At 67.1% G+C, this 17237-nt stretch carries 15 protein-coding genes and 5 pseudogenes; 12 read left to right on the forward strand and 8 right to left on the reverse strand.

The annotated features are described in order from the left end of the window. The 3 genes and pseudogenes from DY245_RS27795 to DY245_RS27805 all read left to right on the forward strand — a co-directional run. Window positions 1–284: pseudogene (locus tag DY245_RS27795) on the forward strand (DUF6445 family protein); the annotation flags it as partial. A gap of 162 nt (window positions 285–446) precedes the next feature. Beyond that, on the forward strand, window positions 447–842 hold the full coding sequence (locus DY245_RS27800) for a helix-turn-helix domain-containing protein (protein WP_244943300.1): 396 nt from the start codon (window positions 447–449) through the stop codon (window positions 840–842). A gap of 31 nt (window positions 843–873) precedes the next feature. After that, window positions 874–1755, forward strand: a pseudogene (locus DY245_RS27805) (IS5 family transposase). A 191-nt stretch (window positions 1756–1946) separates the two neighbouring features. Here the strand turns inward: DY245_RS27805 and DY245_RS27810 are convergent. Beyond that, window positions 1947–2435 carry an RICIN domain-containing protein gene (locus DY245_RS27810; RefSeq protein ID WP_181923894.1) on the reverse strand — a complete coding sequence of 163 codons (489 nt, stop codon included), beginning with the start codon at window positions 2433–2435 and terminating at the stop codon, window positions 1947–1949. Window positions 2436–2743: 308 nt separating this feature from the next. Further along, the gene (locus DY245_RS27815; RefSeq protein WP_128509983.1) at window positions 2744–3697 is read right to left on the reverse strand and encodes a helix-turn-helix domain-containing protein; all 954 of its coding nucleotides are present in this window, start codon (window positions 3695–3697) and stop codon (window positions 2744–2746) included. A 71-nt stretch (window positions 3698–3768) separates the two neighbouring features. On the opposite strand from DY245_RS27815, the gene DY245_RS27820 reads away from it, so the two are divergent. The 6 genes from DY245_RS27820 to DY245_RS45395 all read left to right on the forward strand — a co-directional run bounded on the left by DY245_RS27820 (window position 3769) and on the right by DY245_RS45395 (window position 6689). Further along, complete coding sequence (locus DY245_RS27820) at window positions 3769–4101, forward strand: cupin domain-containing protein (protein ID WP_128509984.1); 333 nt, start codon at window positions 3769–3771, stop codon at window positions 4099–4101. Between the two features lie 531 nt (window positions 4102–4632). Further along, a complete protein-coding gene (locus tag DY245_RS27825; RefSeq protein ID WP_181923895.1) occupies window positions 4633–5484 on the forward strand; it encodes a thiol-activated cytolysin family protein in 852 nt (283 codons plus the stop codon). 32 nt (window positions 5485–5516) lie between these two features. Next, window positions 5517–5801, forward strand: coding sequence for a hypothetical protein (locus DY245_RS27830; RefSeq protein ID WP_128509986.1), 285 nt, complete (start codon window positions 5517–5519; stop codon window positions 5799–5801). After that, window positions 5798–5992 (forward strand): hypothetical protein, encoded by a 195-nt coding sequence (locus DY245_RS27835; RefSeq protein ID WP_128509987.1) that lies wholly within the window; start codon window positions 5798–5800, stop codon window positions 5990–5992. Before DY245_RS27830 ends, DY245_RS27835 begins: the two co-directional genes overlap by 4 nt. Before the next feature lie 58 nt (window positions 5993–6050). Then, window positions 6051–6383: a hypothetical protein gene (locus DY245_RS27840; RefSeq protein WP_128509988.1), complete on the forward strand. Its 333-nt coding sequence runs from the start codon at window positions 6051–6053 to the stop codon at window positions 6381–6383. A gap of 162 nt (window positions 6384–6545) precedes the next feature. Next, window positions 6546–6689, forward strand: coding sequence for a hypothetical protein (locus DY245_RS45395; protein WP_220377952.1), 144 nt, complete (start codon window positions 6546–6548; stop codon window positions 6687–6689). Between the two features lie 281 nt (window positions 6690–6970). Here the strand turns inward: DY245_RS45395 and DY245_RS27850 are convergent, their stop codons facing one another. Further along, window positions 6971–7477 (reverse strand): carboxymuconolactone decarboxylase family protein, encoded by a 507-nt coding sequence (locus tag DY245_RS27850; protein WP_181923896.1) that lies wholly within the window; start codon window positions 7475–7477, stop codon window positions 6971–6973. Between the two features lie 351 nt (window positions 7478–7828). Here DY245_RS27850 and DY245_RS27855 point away from each other — a divergent pair, with 351 nt between their 5' ends. Further along, window positions 7829–8593, forward strand: a complete 765-nt coding sequence (locus DY245_RS27855; RefSeq protein WP_128509989.1) for a tetratricopeptide repeat protein — start codon at window positions 7829–7831, stop codon at window positions 8591–8593. 583 nt (window positions 8594–9176) lie between these two features. Here DY245_RS27855 and DY245_RS27865 read toward each other — a convergent pair. The 3 genes and pseudogenes from DY245_RS27865 to DY245_RS27875 form a co-directional block, all read right to left on the reverse strand. Continuing rightward, a pseudogene (locus DY245_RS27865) lies at window positions 9177–9440 on the reverse strand (IS110 family transposase); the annotation flags it as partial. 368 nt (window positions 9441–9808) lie between these two features. Continuing rightward, on the reverse strand, window positions 9809–11719 hold the full coding sequence (locus tag DY245_RS27870; protein ID WP_425329447.1) for a flavin monoamine oxidase family protein: 1911 nt from the start codon (window positions 11717–11719) through the stop codon (window positions 9809–9811). Window positions 11720–12338: 619 nt separating this feature from the next. Continuing rightward, window positions 12339–12521 (reverse strand): annotated as a pseudogene (locus DY245_RS27875) (SDR family NAD(P)-dependent oxidoreductase); the annotation flags it as partial. Window positions 12522–12838: 317 nt separating this feature from the next. Between DY245_RS27875 and DY245_RS27880 the strand changes: the two are divergent. Further along, window positions 12839–14419 carry an alpha/beta hydrolase gene (locus DY245_RS27880; RefSeq protein ID WP_128509992.1) on the forward strand — a complete coding sequence of 527 codons (1581 nt, stop codon included), beginning with the start codon at window positions 12839–12841 and terminating at the stop codon, window positions 14417–14419. Between the two features lie 251 nt (window positions 14420–14670). On the opposite strand, the gene DY245_RS27885 is transcribed toward DY245_RS27880, so the two are convergent. Then, the gene (locus tag DY245_RS27885; RefSeq protein WP_128509993.1) at window positions 14671–15123 is read right to left on the reverse strand and encodes a VOC family protein; all 453 of its coding nucleotides are present in this window, start codon (window positions 15121–15123) and stop codon (window positions 14671–14673) included. 537 nt (window positions 15124–15660) lie between these two features. Between DY245_RS27885 and DY245_RS27890 the strand changes: the two genes are divergently transcribed. Next, the gene (locus DY245_RS27890; RefSeq protein WP_128509994.1) at window positions 15661–16338 is read left to right on the forward strand and encodes an HdeD family acid-resistance protein; all 678 of its coding nucleotides are present in this window, start codon (window positions 15661–15663) and stop codon (window positions 16336–16338) included. A 139-nt stretch (window positions 16339–16477) separates the two neighbouring features. Here the strand turns inward: DY245_RS27890 and DY245_RS46820 are convergent. Continuing rightward, window positions 16478–17186 (reverse strand): annotated as a pseudogene (locus DY245_RS46820) (esterase/lipase family protein); the annotation flags it as partial. Between the last annotated feature and the right edge of the window lie 51 nt (window positions 17187–17237).

Below are 17237 nucleotides of genomic sequence, written 5' to 3' on the forward strand. Positions count from 1 at the left end.
TCAACCCCCAAGTGCCCAAGGACTGCGGAACCAGCTTCTACCGTCAGAACCTGCCAGGCGGCCAACTCGGCGGAAACATGGTGACCGCGCCACACAACAACCTGGTCGACGCCCTCGGGACGCGCTTCGTCCCGCCTGACTCCTTCACCGAGGACGTACGCGTAGCACACCGCCACAACCGGCTGCTGCTCTACACCGCCAACATGCTTCACAGCGCTACCGGCTACTGGGGCAGCACGCTGGAAGACAAGCGGATGACCGCGGTCTTCTTCTGGATGGCTTGACAGCATGCCGGACCAGCGGAAGAGGCCAGTCCGGCTCCCCGGGAGTGACGACGCCGCTCGGCCCCTGATCTGCCCGGCCCGTCCGGTGAAGGCCGCACCGCTCGCCGGCATGGGCGTCATCCTGGCTACCGGAGTGGACCGGTCCCGGTTCCCGGCAGGCGTATGCGCGGGCATCGGCACCGCCGCAAGCCCCGACCGCTCCTGGCAGCAAGCCCGCGCCGCCTTCCGGTTCACCACCCCACGCGAACTTGTCATCCCCCATGCCGACTTGGGCGCCCTGGCGCTCCTGGCCGAGATACCTCAGGCCGTCCTGCGCGAAAACGCCGATGTGGCCGCCCTCGCCCGCATCGCCGGCAACCCCGAAGACCTGGAGCCCTGGAGACCCTGGACGCCTACTGCTCCACGGGCTCCCTGCGCCGGGCCGCCGACCTCCTCCACCTGCACCACAGCAGCGTCGCCCGCCGCCTCGAACAGCTCGGTAAGGGCCTGGACATCGAACTCACCGAACCCACCGGACAGGTACGGGCCCGACTAGGCCCTGTCCGATGGGTCGTTTGACCAGTTCAGCATTCACATCGTTCCGGCCGGTGTGGGGCGGGGCGATCTGACGGGTCAGGAGTGGGCTCGGCTGGAGCCGCACTTGCCGAAGAACGTGGGACGAGGTGGGCGTTGGCAGAGCCACCGCAGGGTGATCAACGGCATTCTCTTCCGGCAGCGGACCGGTGTCCCGTGGCGTGATCTACCGGCACGGTTCGGGAAGTGGAAGACGGTGCACGACAGGCATCGCAGGTGGTCGGCGGACGGCACGTGGGAGAGGATCCTGCGGGCTGTCCAGGCCGATGCCGATGCTGAAGGGCGGATCGACTGGAGCATGGTCAGCGTGGACTCGACTTCCTGCCGCGCCCATCGGCACGCCGCTGGCGCCCGCACTGCCGAGCCGCGTACCCCTGGACGACGCGGCCAGCCTGTTCAACACCGTTCAGATGAGGCCCTGGGCCGCTCCCGTGGCGGGCTGACCTGCAAGATCCATCTGGCCGGTGAGGGCGGCCGACGTCCGCTCGCGTTCGTCATCACACCAGGCCAGTGGGGCGATGCCCCGCAACTGACTCCGGTCCTCGAACGCATCCGTGTCCCACGTCCGGCCGGCGGTCATCCGCGCACGCGCCCCGATCACCTGGGTGGCGACAAGGCGTACTCGTCGCGCCGGAACCGCCGGTATCTGCGGCGTCGGCAGATCAAGCACACGATTCCTGAGCGCAGGGACCAGCGGGCCAACCAGCCTGCGCCGCGGTAGCGCGGGCGGTCGGCCCACCGGCTTTGACAAGGCGATCTACAAGCGCCGCAATGAAGTCGAGCGAACGATCAACGCGCTCAAGGGCTTCCGTGCTGTAGCCACCCGCTTCGACAAGAGGACGTACGTCTTCTACGGCACCGTGTCCGTTGCTGCCTTCGCCTCTGGCTCCGCTCATGACCCGCCGGACAGTCCTTAGCTCAACGGGCACTCAGTCACGCTGGCTGGGGAGAGGAACTGAGTGCGGCATACGACCGACAGTTCTCCCATCAGGTCGATGTTGCGTCCAGGCATCCCCCTACGGCCGCGCCGATAAGGTACGCCTACATGACCCGAGAGTCATGTAGGCGCGGGTCGACCCAGTGTTCACTCTACGAAACCTCGTCGACGTACCAGTACCCCAATTCCAGGGGGTCGCACCTGTCAGTGAACGCCCGGCCTTCGAAGTTGGACGCCACGCACTTGTGGGTGCTGACGTTCTCGAAGTCATATAGCCCGGTGCGCCTGTGCAGAACGTTCCACTCCTGGTAGGGGTTCACAGACCCGCACGGGCTGGTGTACAGGTTGCCGTTGCCATCACTGTCGAGGCACCTGTTGGTGGCTTCGTTGCGGAGCACCAAAGGGCCTCCAATCGTGACCCAAACCCACCGCTGGTAACCGTTGTTGGTGTTGCATGGGCTCATGTACGCGGCGCCAGCGGCGTTGCTGTCCAGACACTTGTGCCCGTAGTGGTCGAATGCTTGCCGCAGTTGAACCGTGCTCATGTCGGGTGGTTCCTGTTGATCGGCGGCTGAGGCGGGGGAGACAGCCGCCAGCGCGAGAACGACGGCACTGACCGCTAAGCGAAGAGCCAGACGCATGATGGTTCTCCTTCTAGGAGAGCAGGGGCCTTGCCCAACTGACCGCCAATGTCCAAACCCCGGCCGGGGACGCCTGGAACGCTGTCCACGGCGACGTGAACTATCCCGAATGCAGATGGAGTTCACCCGCAGGCGGTATGGCGTCGAGTCGGTTTCGATTTGGCCACCCGGCCCCAGCCGGCACGATGCAATGGCTGTCTGCTCCTTCACGCCACCCATCGGACAGTGCCTAGCCCTCACCGCTTGGCGGCTGCTCAACGCCTGAGATCCGCCTCGCCACTGGGGCGAGGACTCAGCAGGACTCGGGCCTACAAGGTTTCGCCGAAGGCCCGTCGATACGCACCGGGTGTGGTGCCGAGGGTCGCCCGGAAGCGGCGCCGCAAGTTGACGGCCGAGGCGAGTCCGACGCGGGTGGCGATGGCTTCCACCGGGAGGTCGGTCTGTTCCAGCAGTACCCGTGCCGCGTCGAGGCGCTGGCCGAGCAACCACTGTCCCGGGCTGGTGCCCAGCTGTTCGGTGAACCGCCTGGCGAGGGTTCGGCTCGACAGTCCGGCGCGTTCGGCGAGCCGGGCCAGGGTCAATCGGGTGTCGAGCTGGGAGGTGGCCCACTCCAGCAGTGGTGCCAATGACTCGTCCGCCCTGGCGGGGGCGGGCCGTGTGGCGTACTGGAGTTGGCTGCCCTCCCTGTGTGGCGGCAGCACCATGTGCCGGGCAATCTGGGCGGCGTATGCCGCGCCGTGGTCGGAGCGTACGAGGTGCAGGCACAGGTCGATGCCCGCGCCGCTCCCGGCGCTGGTCGCCACGTCGCCGTGGTCCACGTACAGCACGTCCAGGTCCACCTGCACCTCGGGGAAGGCGGCGGCGAGTTGGGCGGTGCGGCGCCAGTGGGTGGTGGCGCGGCGGCCGTCGAGCAGGCCGGCCTGGGCGAGGACGAACGCCCCCGTGCAGATGGCGACGATCCTCGCCCCGCGCCGGTGGGCGGCCCGCAGCGCCTCCAGGATGGTCGGCGGCACCGGTGTGCCGGGCGGCTGCCAGCCGGGGACGATCACGGTGTCCGCTTCCTCCAGGGCCGGCAGCCCCGCGTCGACGAGCATCGCGTAGCCGACGGTGCTCTGCAGGGGTCCGGGGCGCTCGGCGCAGATCAGGAAGTCGTAGTGGACCGGCAGGTCCTGCCGGGCGGTGCCGAAGACCTCAGCGGCGCAGGCGAGTTCGAAGGGTGACTGGGGCGGGTTGACCAGGGCCACCACCCGATGACGGTTCATGGCAGGAAGATACCCATGGATGTCTATCTGGACTCTCGGGCCCGGGGGCCGGCCCGGGCCACAGTGGTCCCATGAGTGAAACCACTGAAACGGGCGCACTGAAGACCGTCGTCCAGGTCGATGAGGTCGCACCGGCCGAGGTCGCCCCCGGGATCGTGCGCCGCAGGCTCCCGAGGACGGAATACGCCGGTGGCTGGCTGATCGACTTCGCCCCGGGAACCGAGTGGCCGGAGGTCGACGTGCACGCCACCGAGGAGCGCTATTACGTGTTGAGCGGCGAGGTGATCGAGGGAGAGGAACGCCACGGGCCCGGAACGTACGTGGTATTCGCACCCGGCAGCCGCCACCGGCCCCGCACCGAGACGGGAGCACGAATGCTCGGGATCACCGTGCTGCCCCGCTGACCCGCACGGCTCCGCCGGCGCGGATTGCACCGGACACGCCCCGCCACAATGTTCGCCTCGCTGTAAGGAGATCGCGCGGCACGCCGGGGTCGGCTCAGCCACACTGCACACACGGTGCGCAGGCGCCGTTCCCCAAGCGAGTACCAGCCTTCTCGCAAGTGCCAGTCTGTGCGAATCGAACGCGGAGGCAGCTTTCGTGCGGGTTCGTTGACCAGCGACAAATACTTTCGACAGATGGCCGTCCGTGACAGCTGGGGCGGGTGTGTCGATCTTGTGCTGACCATTTCACTCTTGTCCCGCTGCACCCACTGATACCCCCCATGAGTAGCCATGGCGCGGGGAGAGCGATTCCCATCAACGGGACTCGCCTCAACTGCGCTGGTCAAGAGCGCTCGAAAAAGGGGAGAGGGTATGAGCGGGAACGTGCGATTACTGCCGGAGCCGGTGGGGTCCGAGGGACCGACGGCGTGGGCGGTGGAGGGGGGCTCGTGGGGGTTGGACTGGCCTGGTCAGGACGGTGATCGCTTCCATGTGGTGCACTTGCCCGCGGGCGGTGGCGAGGAGATCGTCGCGCAGAGCGATGACCTCGCGTCGCTGATTCTGCCGAAGGACATCGACACCGGCGCCCGGGGCCAGTACGTCGTCCTGGCGACCGCCGGCGGCAAGCCTGCCGAGGCCTCCGCGGCGGGGGTCGGTGCGCCGGGCGGCAAGGCGGATCAGGCCGGCCACTTGAGCAACTGGAAGAAATGGAGCCAGCTGGCCCCGCACAATCCCGACGAGAAGAAGCCCAGGGGCGAGAAGCAGGTCGACTACGTCAACGGCGTCCGGCGCACCCGGCAGAGCTGGACCGAAACCAAGACGCGGGACGAGATCGTCACGTTCAACCCGAGCATCGACATGCTGCACCCCGGGGCGATCGTCCAGGCGGACCCGCCCATCCGCCAGGGGTATCTGGTCTCCGCGCAGATCGAGGACACCGAGCGGGCTCCGCTGCGGGTGTCGGTGGATGTTCTGTCCGCCGACAACAGCAAGGTCGTGCAGGTGCCGAGCCACGGCAGTGTCCTGGACGCAATCAAGGGCATCGTGCGCGGCAAGCCGAATCTCTCGCCCGATACCGTCTTCCGCAAGACCGAGGGTTACTCCAGTACCGAGACCGCACTGCAGCTGGGGCTGTCGGGCAGCTGCGGCGGCTTCAGTGGCTCCCTGGATATCGAGGGAAAGCGCGAGGAAACACAGAACACACTGGTGGTCTACCTCCGCGAACGCGACTTCACCGCATCCTGCGACCTGAGCACCCCCGACGCCCTGATCAACGACGCCTTCACCGAGGACCGCGCCACCCAGCTGATCAACCGCGGCACGATGGGGCAGTCCCCCAGCTGATCGTCTCCGACGTCATCTACGGCCGCATCCTGATGTTCTCCTTCACCTCCACCGCCACGGAGACGGAACTCAACGCCGCGCTCAGCGCCGGCTACAGCGGCTTTGCCAACATCAGCGCTTCAGCCAAGGCCCACTACCAGCAGATCATCGGTGGCTCGGACATCCAGGTCATCAGCCGCGATGGTGATCCTGCCGTCATCCAGGATCTGCTGGACAAGGGAACGCTGGCTACCTACTTCCGGGACAAGCACACCTTGGACCAGTACTCGCCCATCGGTTTCGTCCTCAAGAACTGCACGGCTATCCGGCGAAGATGAGCGAGACCGCCGATTGCGACACCGTCAGCTGGGGAGATGACGGCACTGCCGCCGCCGATGCGGTCTGCCACGTCGAGGACGGATACTGGTTCTTCTCCGGCGACATGCCGCTGAAATACCCCAACAGCGGCGACTCCCTCATCGTGCCGCCGGCGCAAATCTCCTACGTCTGGCCGTCCTTGTCCTGGTGACCGAGCCTCATGTCATCTGCGCCACTGTCCCGGTGTGGCGAGGTGCCATGCCGGGACAGTGACGCCCGAAGCCCTTTACCTGCCCGTACATTCCAGGCTGGGCAACCAGCAAAAGACAGTACTCGAACTGGAAGAAACCTTCATGGTCGACGGATCAGCCACTCCTGACCTCCGCGCGGAGTCTTCAGACCCCTTCCTTCGTCCGTTCATCACCGCCGCGGATGGACGACTCCAGGTGTTCCACCGGCGCCCGACCGGAGTGATCGAGCAAGAATGGAGCGTGGACCTTCATACGTCCGGCACCTGCACCAACGCCAAACCGGTGGACGGAAATCAGCAGACCAGCGCCCCGCTTCCCCCACACCCACTCGATCAGAAGGTTCGCCCGTGAATACAGAGCTAGCTCCGCAGAGCAAGTCGGATCCCAACCCCAAAACAGTCAAGGCCGATTCTTACAACAAAGCACGAGACATCCTGATACTCGCCGGAAGCCAGACCGCAATGAAGTCGCACCCCGTTCACAGCAAGACGGAAGTTCCCGTCAATTACGGGGGTGAGCTTACTGCGTGAGGCGCGGGACGAGTTTCGGCAGAGCGACCTGGGCCTGCCCGACGAGCAGAAGAAATCCGGGATGTCCGAGCCACACTACGCAGCGGTCCACAAGGCAGCAGACGAGATGGGCATCAACCACTGGTAACGCGTCCACCTACGCACCGTTAGCCCTCCCGCCAACGCACCAAGCGGGAGGCAGCCCCAGGTGTGGAGCCTACGCCGGCCGGCCCCCTGCCGCCCTTGCTCCCGCCATCGCAAGCCGGGGTTCGCCGGTCCTTCCTCTGACCGGCGAACCCCGGCTCGATGCATNGGCCGCTCCAAGACCGAACCTGGGTGAGTGCGCTGCGATGAACTCCGGCTTCCAGCTGCTAGAGCGACGAGTGCGGCGTGCGCTGCGCGCGAACGTCGCGCCCTACCCAGACGGTCTCACTTCCACGGTTCGGTGAACGACCGGCCGGGCACCGGCTTGGCGATGAGCGCCACGGCGATGAAGAAGTTGACCTGGCCGATCGCGAACATCAGGGTGGCAAGCGCCTTGGCCTCATAGTGCTCTGCTGCCTGGGCGTACAGCTCGTCGGAGACCCTCTCGCCGTGCGCGGACGGCTGAAGCACGGCTTCCACGAGTGCCAGCGCGGCACGCTCGGCACTGGTGAAGTACGGCGAGTCCTGCCAGGAGGCCACCGACGTGATGCGCTCCTCCGACTCCCCGGCCTTGCGCAGGAAGCCCGTGTGCAGAACGGTCAGGTAGGTGCTGCCGACGATCTGGCCTGCACGCAGCTGGACCAGGCTGATCGTGGAGCGCGGTACCGAACCGTTGCCGGTGACCTTGAACAGCGCCGCCGACACCGCTGCCAGCTCGGGTACGAGCTCCGCAGGGTCCTCGGCCATCCGCGGAACCATCGGGACCTCCGCCGTGATCGAACGTGTTTCCATCGCCGTCTCCTTCGGGCTTTCATGTTGCTGTCACTGCCCTGACGGATCGCGACAGAGAAATGTGACCGATGGCAGACAGTCGTTCGTGTTCAGCTTGGACATCGACCCAACGGACAGGCCCTGGGTCAGCTCTCTCGTGATCGGCAGTGACTCATGCGAACACGCAGGGAGGGCACGGCGACCAGGGCGGGTGGCATGTCGAGTCCTCGCAGCCCGACCGGGCGGGTGGGGCACCAGGGGCAGGCACTGCCCGACCCGGCCGGACGCCGGGCGAGGACAGCCACGGCTCGTTGGGTGTCTCGCCGGATCTGCGGGATGCCCGTTGTCAGTGGTGGGTTGTAGCGTCGGCCCATGGCGATCACGGACGAGACGATCACACGGCTGCGCAGCACTGCTGCTGCGGGCGACGCCCAGGCTGCGCTGGAGCTGGGGCGGCTGCTGTGCCTGACGGCCTTGGACCCGGCGGAGTCCGGCGACGGCGGCCCGACCTGGCCCGAGGAGCACTGGCTGCGCGCCGCCGTGAAGGCACGCCCAGATGATGTCGAGGCTTTGACCCTGCTGACGGGGCGTCTTGCCCAGCAGATCTCCTACTGGGAGGCCGTGCTGGACATGAATCCCGACGTCATGGCGGAGTACGGGGAGGACGAGGACACCGTCGGACGACGGCAGATCGAGGCGGAGGAGTTGTATGCCCGGATACGCGCGGCCGGTCCCCTCGGCCATGCGGAGGCCGGATTGAATGAGCTGGCCGTGCTACTTGGTGTGAGCGGCAAGCCCGCCTCGGAGACGGCGTACAGCTTCTATGTGCTGGAGGACGAGGCACAGAGCGGATCCGTGCGGCACAGCGCAACCGTAGTCGCGTCCGACGCCGATGAGATCCGTTGGGCCTGCGATGAGTGGCTCGCGCTGTCCGAGGGCGGATTTGGCACCCTTACCCTGATTACGTACGTGGACGCCACCGAAGTGAGCTCGATCGACCTCGCCCAGCACTTCGTCGACGGCTTCGTGGACTGGGATGCCGTCGACGTGCCCGAGCTTTCTGGTCCTCGGCTGCCCGCAGGACTGCCCGTCCCGGGCCGCGGGTTGTACTACGGTTTCTCCGGCGGAGCCGAGTAGCGCATGCCGTCCGGCATCTGTCACGGCCACACGGCGTCGTGCCCCCGACCCCAGCTGCGGCACATTGCGAAAAGGCTGGTCAGTTAGCCGGCCGAGGGCGTGCCGGCCCGCACTACCGAAGGGCCTGGCGCCTGGCCGGCCATGTTCCCCGGATCCCCCCTCGGCTCGACCAACGCCAACAACGTCGGCCGCAGTCTTGGTTCGAGGTCCGCCACTCGTGTGCGGCCTCCGCGCAGGCACCGCACCTGCCCCAGTGGCTTCTCGCGAGCTTCCCACTCGATATCTGGGGTGGCTCGGGCCCCGGACGCCTCGACTTGCTCGTCGCCCAACATCTCAACCGGCTTTCGGCCTCGTGTACTGAATACGCCTCCAGAAGACCAACTCATGATCGTGTCAAGAGCTCTTGGCCACCGCGGCCACCGCGGCCACCGCCAACGACGTCACGCAGCCCCTGGCCCCGGGGCGACGACATCCCACCCGTGACCGAAAGCCCGGCCGACCACTCCGTCGACCTGATGCCCTGCTCGGCGACAAGGGCTACGACGGCAACCCCACCGCCGCGAGCCGCGCAAGCGCCGGGTCCTCCCGGTAATCTCCCGCAAATGTGCCCCCGAACATCCCAGGCATGGGCAAGCTCCGCGCCGATGGAAGCGGGCCGGTCCACGACGACGAGCACGGTGCCGAACTGGGCTTTGAGCTTGTCGAAGACGGCTCGCAGCTTGGGCCCGCTGTTGGGCGGCTGCTTGTCGAAGACCTTCTTGCCGGCCGGGGTGAGCCCGTGCCCGTGGTGGGCACTCTTGCCGACGTCCAGGCCGAGGAAGACGCCCACGTCGTCAGTGTCGTGCAACGCACCCTCGTCGTCAGTGTCGTGCAACGCGCCCTCTCCCAAGGGGTTGGTCGTGCGCCGGCCTTGGTGTCGGCGCCGTACGCGCGCATCCACGTTGTGCAGACCTGCCGCCCGCAAACGGCCGGGCGTTGCACTCGGCCGGGCGGTAGTCGGATCCCTCATCGGCAATCTCCAACGGCACCCCTCGGGCCCGGTGACACCACCCCCAGGTCATCCCTTCGACAGAGGGACACAGCCATGTCGGGCCCGGAGGCCAGCGGCCCTCTTGCAGGACCGCGAAATACATAACGGGGGGCGCTGAGCGGAGGGGGCCCCGGTCCGGTGTCCCGGCGAGTGGGGCACCGGACCGGGGCGTCCCATCAACCCTGTCAGCCCGTGTGGACCTTCAATGCCGTCCGGACGGCGGATTCGAGGGCGCCTTCGATCCAGGCGGGCTTGATGGACGTGTGGTCCCCCGCGAAGTGCAGCGGCCCTTCGGATGCGGGGACGTCGGGGAACAGTTCCGTGTGCTGGCCGGGGAGGAGCACAGAAGCCTCACCATAGGCGTAGTGGTCGCGCATCCACGACTGGGTCTTGCACTTGTTGGTGAAGAAGACCTCGCAGCGGCGGCCGAAGACAGCCTGCACTCCGGCGAGCGCGCGCAGATACCGCTCCTCGTCGGCGAAGGCGTCCCACTTGAGGGCGTCGTCGGACCAGCTGTAGGAGGCGAGCAGGATGCCTCCGTCGCTGCCCTCCAGAGGGTGCGCGTGCTCGAAGTACATGAAGCGGTTGGCGTTGTCGCTCACGGAGCCGCCGCCACGGACATGAGCGGCATCCGGTTCGCCGCTCATGACGGGCCGGAAGACGGCGGAACACTTCTTGAGTTCGTCGGGGATCTTCACCCCCAGGTCCTTCACGGACTTGTGCGCGCCGAGGTACTTGCCGTGCTTGACCCCGCCCGCCTTGTACTTTTCGTAGAGCTTGTCCTCGATGGAGTTCAGCGCCTCCTTCCACTGCGCCTCGGTGAACTCCCACCAACGCTGGGAGAACTCCAGCAGCACCTTGGTCGCGGCGTCGTAGTGCAGTTCCGTGATGGCCCGGCGCTTGCCGTAGGTGAGCGGAGGGTCGAAGGTCACGTGGCGCAGTCCGGAGAAGGGGACGGTGATGATCGCCTCGTCGCCCTCGAAGACCTCCGTGACACCCCCCTTGCCGGTCTGGCAGTCCTCGGAAACGGTGTGCACCCTGACCTTGCCGCCGTTGTGTTCGATGCGTACGGCGCGCCTGTCGAGCCTTACCTTCCCCTTCACAGGCGCGTACAGCGCGTCGGCGAGCAGTGCGGTGCCGCCCTTGATCTCCCAGAACTTGGTCTTGGGGTCGATCAGCGCGGCGGACAGGAAGCTGTGCGTGAAGGAGAGGTGCAGTCGGGAGGTCAGGTTCTGGATGGTGCCAATGAGGTCGATGGTCCTGGTGTCGAGTCTGGCGACTTCAGTGAGATACCGGTACATGGACCAGTGGCCGTACTTCTTGAGAACCTTGACCCATCCGTTGACGAGCGCCGTTCCCTCCTTGCCCCGGATGAGCTGGTGTGCGGGTTCGAGGGCCTGCGCGAGGATGGCAGAGGCTGTCTTCGTGCGGTTGGGGCCCGTGACACCGAAGGAGTCGTTGATCTTTTCGGGGTTCTTCTCGTAGTCGGCACGGCGCATGTGGATGCCATTGACGTGGATCCAGGTGCGGTTGGCCTTCTTCGTCGGGTTGTCGACCTCCACGTCCACCAGGTAAAACTCCTGGAGCGCGAGGTCGTGCTTCTTGATCAGTGCCATGAGGAGCGGGTGGCTGTCGGGCAGCCGCATGGCCCCGGCTTCGGCGTACTGTTTGGGGTCGGCGAAGGGCTGCTCCCCCTTCTCGTGGCCGCCCTTGCGGAACGTCTTGATTCGGCCGCCGACGCGGTTGCCGTTGGCCTCGATCACGACGACATCGTGGCCTGCCCGGTTGAGCAGGTTGGCGGCGAGCAGGCCGGCCGGTCCGGCCCCGACGATCAGGACCCGCTTCGTTGCCTTCGCCCGGCTGGCGGGCAAGCCGTTCTCGATGGCCTTCAGGTAGGCCGGGACGAGGGGTTTGTCGTGCTCGTCATAGACGGCGATGGCGCGGGCGACCGTGGTGTACGCCTTGGGATCGATGCCGGGCGGCACCGCGGCCGGCGCCGTCGAGGGTGCGGTGGCAGGGCTCAACGCGGTCGCGGGCGCGACGGAGGCGGCGGTGAGCCCGGCAGCGAGCGCCGAGGCACCGGTCGCCGTGACCACGGAGCGCCGTGAGGGCTGCGCGCCGTGCGACCGAGGCGAGGGGTCCGAGGCGCGTGATGCATCCGCCGCGAGTTGCTCCTCGCTCGATGCGTTCGCGTTCTTCGTGCTCGGAATGCTCACGTCTGGAGTGTTCATATGTTGTGTACTCATCGGGCATCACACTTGGCATACGAGCGACGCAGAGCCAGTGCATTCACACGGACGAGGACTGTAAACCACTCGAACCGCTACATGACGCGGCTCCCCTATCAACGTCCACACGAGAACCGGACGCTCGCTCCCTCGTCCCTTCCCGAAGCACCTTGACCAGCAAAATCCACCTCGCCTGCGATGGCCATGGGCACCCGTTGGCGCCGCCCACCTCGCCCCCGGCCAACGCCGCGACGGCACCCGTACGCCTCCTCCAGCAACCGGCCGTCGGCCTTACAGGTCTCCTCAAGAGAGCGCCGCAGCAGCGCGGCGGGCCAGTAACGGGCGCCGTTCGCGGCGTGGTCGAGCATCTGGCCCACGGCCTCCCGGCGGATACGGGTGTCGGTGGCCCGCTTGACCTACACCAGCGTCGGCACGCCGTCAGCATCGGCAAAGAGATGGTCCAGCCAGTACGCCGGCCCGTCCAGACAGCGCGATCGGTGACGTCCAGGGCGAGCGGCAGCACCGCGTCGCCGTACCGCTTCACCAGAGGAGCGAGCGTGCCGGTGTCCCGCGCCGTGGCGGCGACCCGGTCGCCCCGCTCCAGCGCGGCTTCGGCCCACTCCCGCCCCAAGCCCCTGGACGTACCGGTGATGAACCATGTCTTGGCCATGGGAGAAATCGTTGCGGGCATGGACGACGTGGGTGCCGCATCAACTGGAGGGCGTCCGTGAACCGTTCTTCTCGTAGTTGCGAACTGCCGCTCTCGCAGCGGCCCGTGCAGCGGCGACGGGGCACTGGCCGAACACTCTGGACGGCGGTGCTGGACGCTGGATACGACGCACCGTGTACGACTCCAGGACCATATGCCCCAGCAGTCCGTCCACCCACAGTTGGACACACTGTGCCCTGCTGAGGGATTCGTCCCAACTGCTGTGTGCGCAAGGGTGAGTGCGTCCCACACGTACTGACCCGAAGGGCCATCCCCACGTGCGAAGCAGACGAATAGCCCCTGTCCTGGCGGCGAGTGCCGTCGCGGCACTGGTTCCGGCACTCACGCCGGCGACCGCCTCCGCGGCTGAGAACCCCCTACCGCAGCACCTCAAGCAGACACCGGCATGGCACCGCTGCAGCAGCGCAACCCCGGCCTCCTTTCAGTGCGCCACCATCAAGGTCCCGTTGGACTACAGCCGTCCAGACGGCAAGAAGATCGAACTCGCGATATCGCGGATCAAGGCGAGCAGCCCCGCCGAACGCCACGGTGTCCTGCTGCTCAATCCCGGGGGACCGGGGGGCCAGGGCCTCGATATGCCACAGTCGCTGTCGGCCGAGCTCCCCAAGTCCGTGACGAGAAAGTTCGACCTCATCGGCTTTGACCCGCGGGGTGTCGGCCAGAGCTCCCCCCTCAGCTGCGGCCTGACCGCCGAGGAGGAGAACTGGCAGCGTCCCTACAAGGCCGCATCGTTCGCCAAGGACGTCAAGTGGGCCCGGACCGTCGCCGAGAAGTGCGACGCCAAGCAGGGCGACAAGCTGCGCCACATCACCACCCGCAACACCGCCCGTGACATGGACGTGATCCGGGCCGTGCTGGGCGAGAAGAAGATCTCCTACCTCGGGTACTCGTACGGCACCTATCTCGGAGCCGTCTATACGCAGATGTTCCCGCAGCGCAGCGACCGGATCGTACTGGACAGCGCCGTCGACCCCGCACGGATCTGGCGGGGCATGATGCAGGTCTGGGCGGAGGGCAGCGAGCCCGCGTTCACGAGGTGGAGCGAGTGGACCGCCCAGCGGAACGCGACCTACAAGCTGGGCAACACCCCGGACAAGGTCCGGGGGACGTTCTGGGCTCTGGTCGCCCAGGCCAACCGGAAGCCGATCGAGCTCAACGGCACCCCGATGAGCGGCGACGACATCCGCGCGGGCCGCGCCATGTTCTTCAGTGTGCGCGAGGCCGCGGAGGCAATCGTCGAGCTGAAGAAGGCCGCCGACGGCACGGGCCGGTCCTCCACCCCTGACACCGTGTCGCCCGTGCGACCCGCACCGCCGGCATTCGGCCGTGCCGTGCCCTCGGACAACACCAGCGCCAGCTTCTGGGCAGTCGTCTGCTCCGACACCCGCGCCTGGCCGCGCGACCCCGAGCAGTACCGCCGCGATGCGATCCGGGACAAGGCCAAGTACCCCCTGTACGGCGACTTCGCGTCCCAGATCAAGCCATGCGCGTTCTGGAAGAAGAACGGCAGCGAACCCGCCACCACGATCGACAACAAGGTCGGGGCGCTCACCCTGCAGAACGAGTGGGACTCCCAGACGCCTCTGTCCAGTGGCCTCGGCATGCACCGGGTCATGAAGGGCTCCAGGATGGTCACGGTCGCCGGGGGCGTCGGACACGGCATCTACGGTTCCAAGTCGTGCGCCGACAAAACGGCCACCGCGTACCTGACCACGGGCAAGCTCCCCGCGAAGGACGTGACCTGCCAGGCACCCGCGCCCGCACGTGAGCGCAGCAGCGCCAACAAGCTGCCGCTTCCCGCGCCTCCGGGCATCCCGGGGATGTCCGGCCGCTTCTGACCCGTTCCGGACGAGGTGATGTGACGTGGGGCTTCTGCCGAGCGGAGGCCCCACGTCGTATGGAGACCTCGCAGGTGGCGGCCGTGACCTCCGGCCGCCTGAGCGCCGACGAGGCTTGCCCGGCGGGCAACCGTGGCGGGAAGCCCTCGACCGCCCCTGATGCCTGATGGCCTGCGCGTATCAGAGAGTCGGCAGCGTGACGGGACCTGCCTGGGCGGGCAGCGTCATGGGACCTGCCTGGGGAGGATGAACTACCCGGAATTGGTGTCGGTGCGGGCGAAAATACCTTTCAACATTCCGGTGGCCTGCCCGACCTCGATCAGGTAGCCATCGGGATCGCGCAGGTAGCAGCGGACCTCGGCACGCCGGTCGATCGGCGGAGTCAGGAACTCCGCTCCCTTCGCGCTCCATTGGGCGTAGCAGGCCTCAATGTCGGCGACCCGCAGGTTCATGAAGCTGGAGACGATGTGCGGTTCGCCGGGCGGGACCAGCGTCACGTCGGGCTTGTCCGGGGTCGGGCCGCCGCCCGGATTCATGATGATCCAACTGTTGGCGAGCTTCACGATGCAAGGGTTCTCGTCCAGGACGACCTGCCCGCCGATCACCTCGCTGTAGAAGCGGCGTGAACGCGCCACATCACGCACCGTCAAGAAATGCGTCATCAAAAGCCCCTCGCTCGGGGCTGGAATACCGTCGTTGTCCATACCAAGCCTCTCTCCGCCTACCGCGATACCCGGCGCATTATCGATTTTCATGAGCCGGACGCCGCCGAGGCGCACACCGCAGCGGGCGCCGTTACGCCCGTCCAGTCCAGTCCAGTACCGTCCAGGGAACCGTTTCCGCTGGTCGAGCCGTGCCGGTTGTTGGAGGCACCGCGGTAGGTCGTCGGCATCCCTCGGGGGGAATTCGTGCAGCGGCAACCAGCGGGACCGGCGGCGGGCGCCCATTCACCGGGACGGAGAGAAGCCGAAGGTGATCGGCACCTTGGGGATGGCAACGAGCCCGTGGCGGCGCCTCCTCGTAGATGGCCTCCGCCTTCCATGTCATCGCGCCACGGTGCCCGCTGCAACCCGTGGCCGCCCGGCCAGAGCCCGAGCGGCCTTTCTGCCTGCTCGGGGGATGTATGGCACCTGCGGCCACCGACGGGACCTGTGAGCGCCTGCCAGGCGGGACGGGGCCAGACGGGTGACGATGGAACTGGACCTATCTGACCGTGCTCTTTCCTGGAGGAGGCAGACGGCATGACATACCCCTCCGATTCCTCAGGCACCGGCCCTCCGCAGGGCACCGAGCCCAGAGATGTCTCCCCGGCCGGGGGCCTGAGCGCCCTGGCTAACATGGGCTGGCAATTCCTGCTCACCATGGGCCTGGCTGCGATCGCCCTGGGCATCGTCGTCCTGGCCTGGCCCAGCCAGACCCTGCGGGTCGTCGGCGTGCTCTTCGGCATCTACCTGCTGGCCACCGGTGTCTTTCAGCTGGCGGCTGCCTTTGGCACACACGTCCCTCGGCATCTGCGGGTGTTGCATTTCGTCGCGGGCGCGCTCTTCATCCTGCTGGGCCTGGTCTGCTTCCGGGGCACCCTGGAATCGATTCTGCTGCTCGCGCTGTGGATCGGCTTCGGCTGGCTGCTGCGCGGCATCATGGTGACCGCCACGGCGGCCTCAGCCGAGGACATCCCGGCGCGCGGCTGGCAACTCTTCTCGGGGATCATCACCACTCTGGCAGGCATCGTGCTGATCGTGTCGCCGTTCAGCACGATCGCCGCGCTGACCTTGGTGGTGGGCATCATGGCCATCGTCGTGGGCGCTGTCGAGGTCTTCCACGCCATCAAGATGCGCATCGAAGTCGGCCGCCTCACCCAGGGCACTGCCACCAAGCGGCGGCCCGTGTTCCACTCCCGCCCCCACCCCCAGCACTGATCACGGGGCACGCGGCCACCCAGGCAGCGAACATTTTCGAGCAAGTCGCGTGCCAACTGGCCGATGCCGTCCGTGTGGTGGTCGCCGCTGGCGCACTTGGTCCTCCGTGGGAAAGGAGACCAGGTGAACGATCACACATGCCGCCCTGCCCGGCCAGGTCGGGGTCGAAGACGACGGGCAGGTCCATCCAGACGATGTGGCGCTCGGTGATGGCGGAGTCGTGCATCGTCGTCGGGCCCGGCACGTCGATCGGCCGACTGTCGAGCAGCAGCCCCTCCGCGGTGACCCGGTGGTAGGTGAGGTAGCGGCGGGGCGAACCCCGTCCCGAACAGGTGCAGTTCTCCCGTGACCGGGTCCTCCTTGGGATGGGCGGTCATCGCGGTGGTCAACCGTCCCTCGAAGTCGTTCGGTCCGACGGTCTCCAGCGACGGAGTGACCCAGTAGGGAAGCCCCACTTCACACAGAGCCAGCACGGTGTCGGCGTGCCGGATCACGTAGGTGATGACGGCGCCGCCGTAGGAGTGGCCGACGAGCACGATCGGACCCTTGACCGACTTGAGGAAGCTCGCGATGTACGCCGAGTCCGTCGGCAGGCCACGCAGAGGATTGGCCGGTGCCGCCACCGTGTAGCCGTCCTTGTGCAGTCTGGTGATCACGGCGTTCCAGTTGGACGCGTCGGCGAATCCTCCCTGCACCAGAACGACCGTGGGCTTGGGACCGGACTTCGCTGCGCCGCCGTGCCTGCCGGGATCGGCCGCGGCGGAAGCCACCAAGAAGGTGGCTGCGGCTGTGGTCGCGGCGGCCGTGGTGAGCAGGGCACGCAGCCGCTTGCGGCAGCGTGCCCTCATGCGGTGGCTCCCGGGGCGGCTCCTGACGCGGCCTTTTCGGGTCGAGCTTGC

The sequence above is a fragment of the Streptomyces inhibens genome (assembly GCF_003389455.1).
In the GTDB taxonomy this organism is placed as follows: Bacteria; Actinomycetota; Actinomycetes; order Streptomycetales; family Streptomycetaceae; genus Streptomyces; species Streptomyces inhibens.

Excerpts from the sequence above, each read along its gene's own strand:
- DY245_RS27800 (WP_244943300.1), top strand. The coding sequence starts at position 447 with ATGCGCGGGCATCGGCACCGCCGCAAGCCCCGACCGCTCCTGGCAGCA.
- DY245_RS27810 (WP_181923894.1), bottom strand. The coding sequence starts at position 2,435 with ATGCGTCTGGCTCTTCGCTTAGCGGTCAGTGCCGTCGTTCTCGCGCTG.
- DY245_RS27815 (WP_128509983.1), bottom strand. The coding sequence starts at position 3,697 with ATGAACCGTCATCGGGTGGTGGCCCTGGTCAACCCGCCCCAGTCACCC.
- DY245_RS27820 (WP_128509984.1), top strand. The coding sequence starts at position 3,769 with ATGAGTGAAACCACTGAAACGGGCGCACTGAAGACCGTCGTCCAGGTC.
- DY245_RS27830 (WP_128509986.1), top strand. The coding sequence starts at position 5,517 with ATGTTCTCCTTCACCTCCACCGCCACGGAGACGGAACTCAACGCCGCG.
- DY245_RS27835 (WP_128509987.1), top strand. The coding sequence starts at position 5,798 with ATGAGCGAGACCGCCGATTGCGACACCGTCAGCTGGGGAGATGACGGC.
- DY245_RS27850 (WP_181923896.1), bottom strand. The coding sequence starts at position 7,477 with ATGGAAACACGTTCGATCACGGCGGAGGTCCCGATGGTTCCGCGGATG.
- DY245_RS27855 (WP_128509989.1), top strand. The coding sequence starts at position 7,829 with ATGGCGATCACGGACGAGACGATCACACGGCTGCGCAGCACTGCTGCT.
- DY245_RS27885 (WP_128509993.1), bottom strand. The coding sequence starts at position 15,123 with ATGGACAACGACGGTATTCCAGCCCCGAGCGAGGGGCTTTTGATGACG.
- DY245_RS27890 (WP_128509994.1), top strand. The coding sequence starts at position 15,661 with ATGACATACCCCTCCGATTCCTCAGGCACCGGCCCTCCGCAGGGCACC.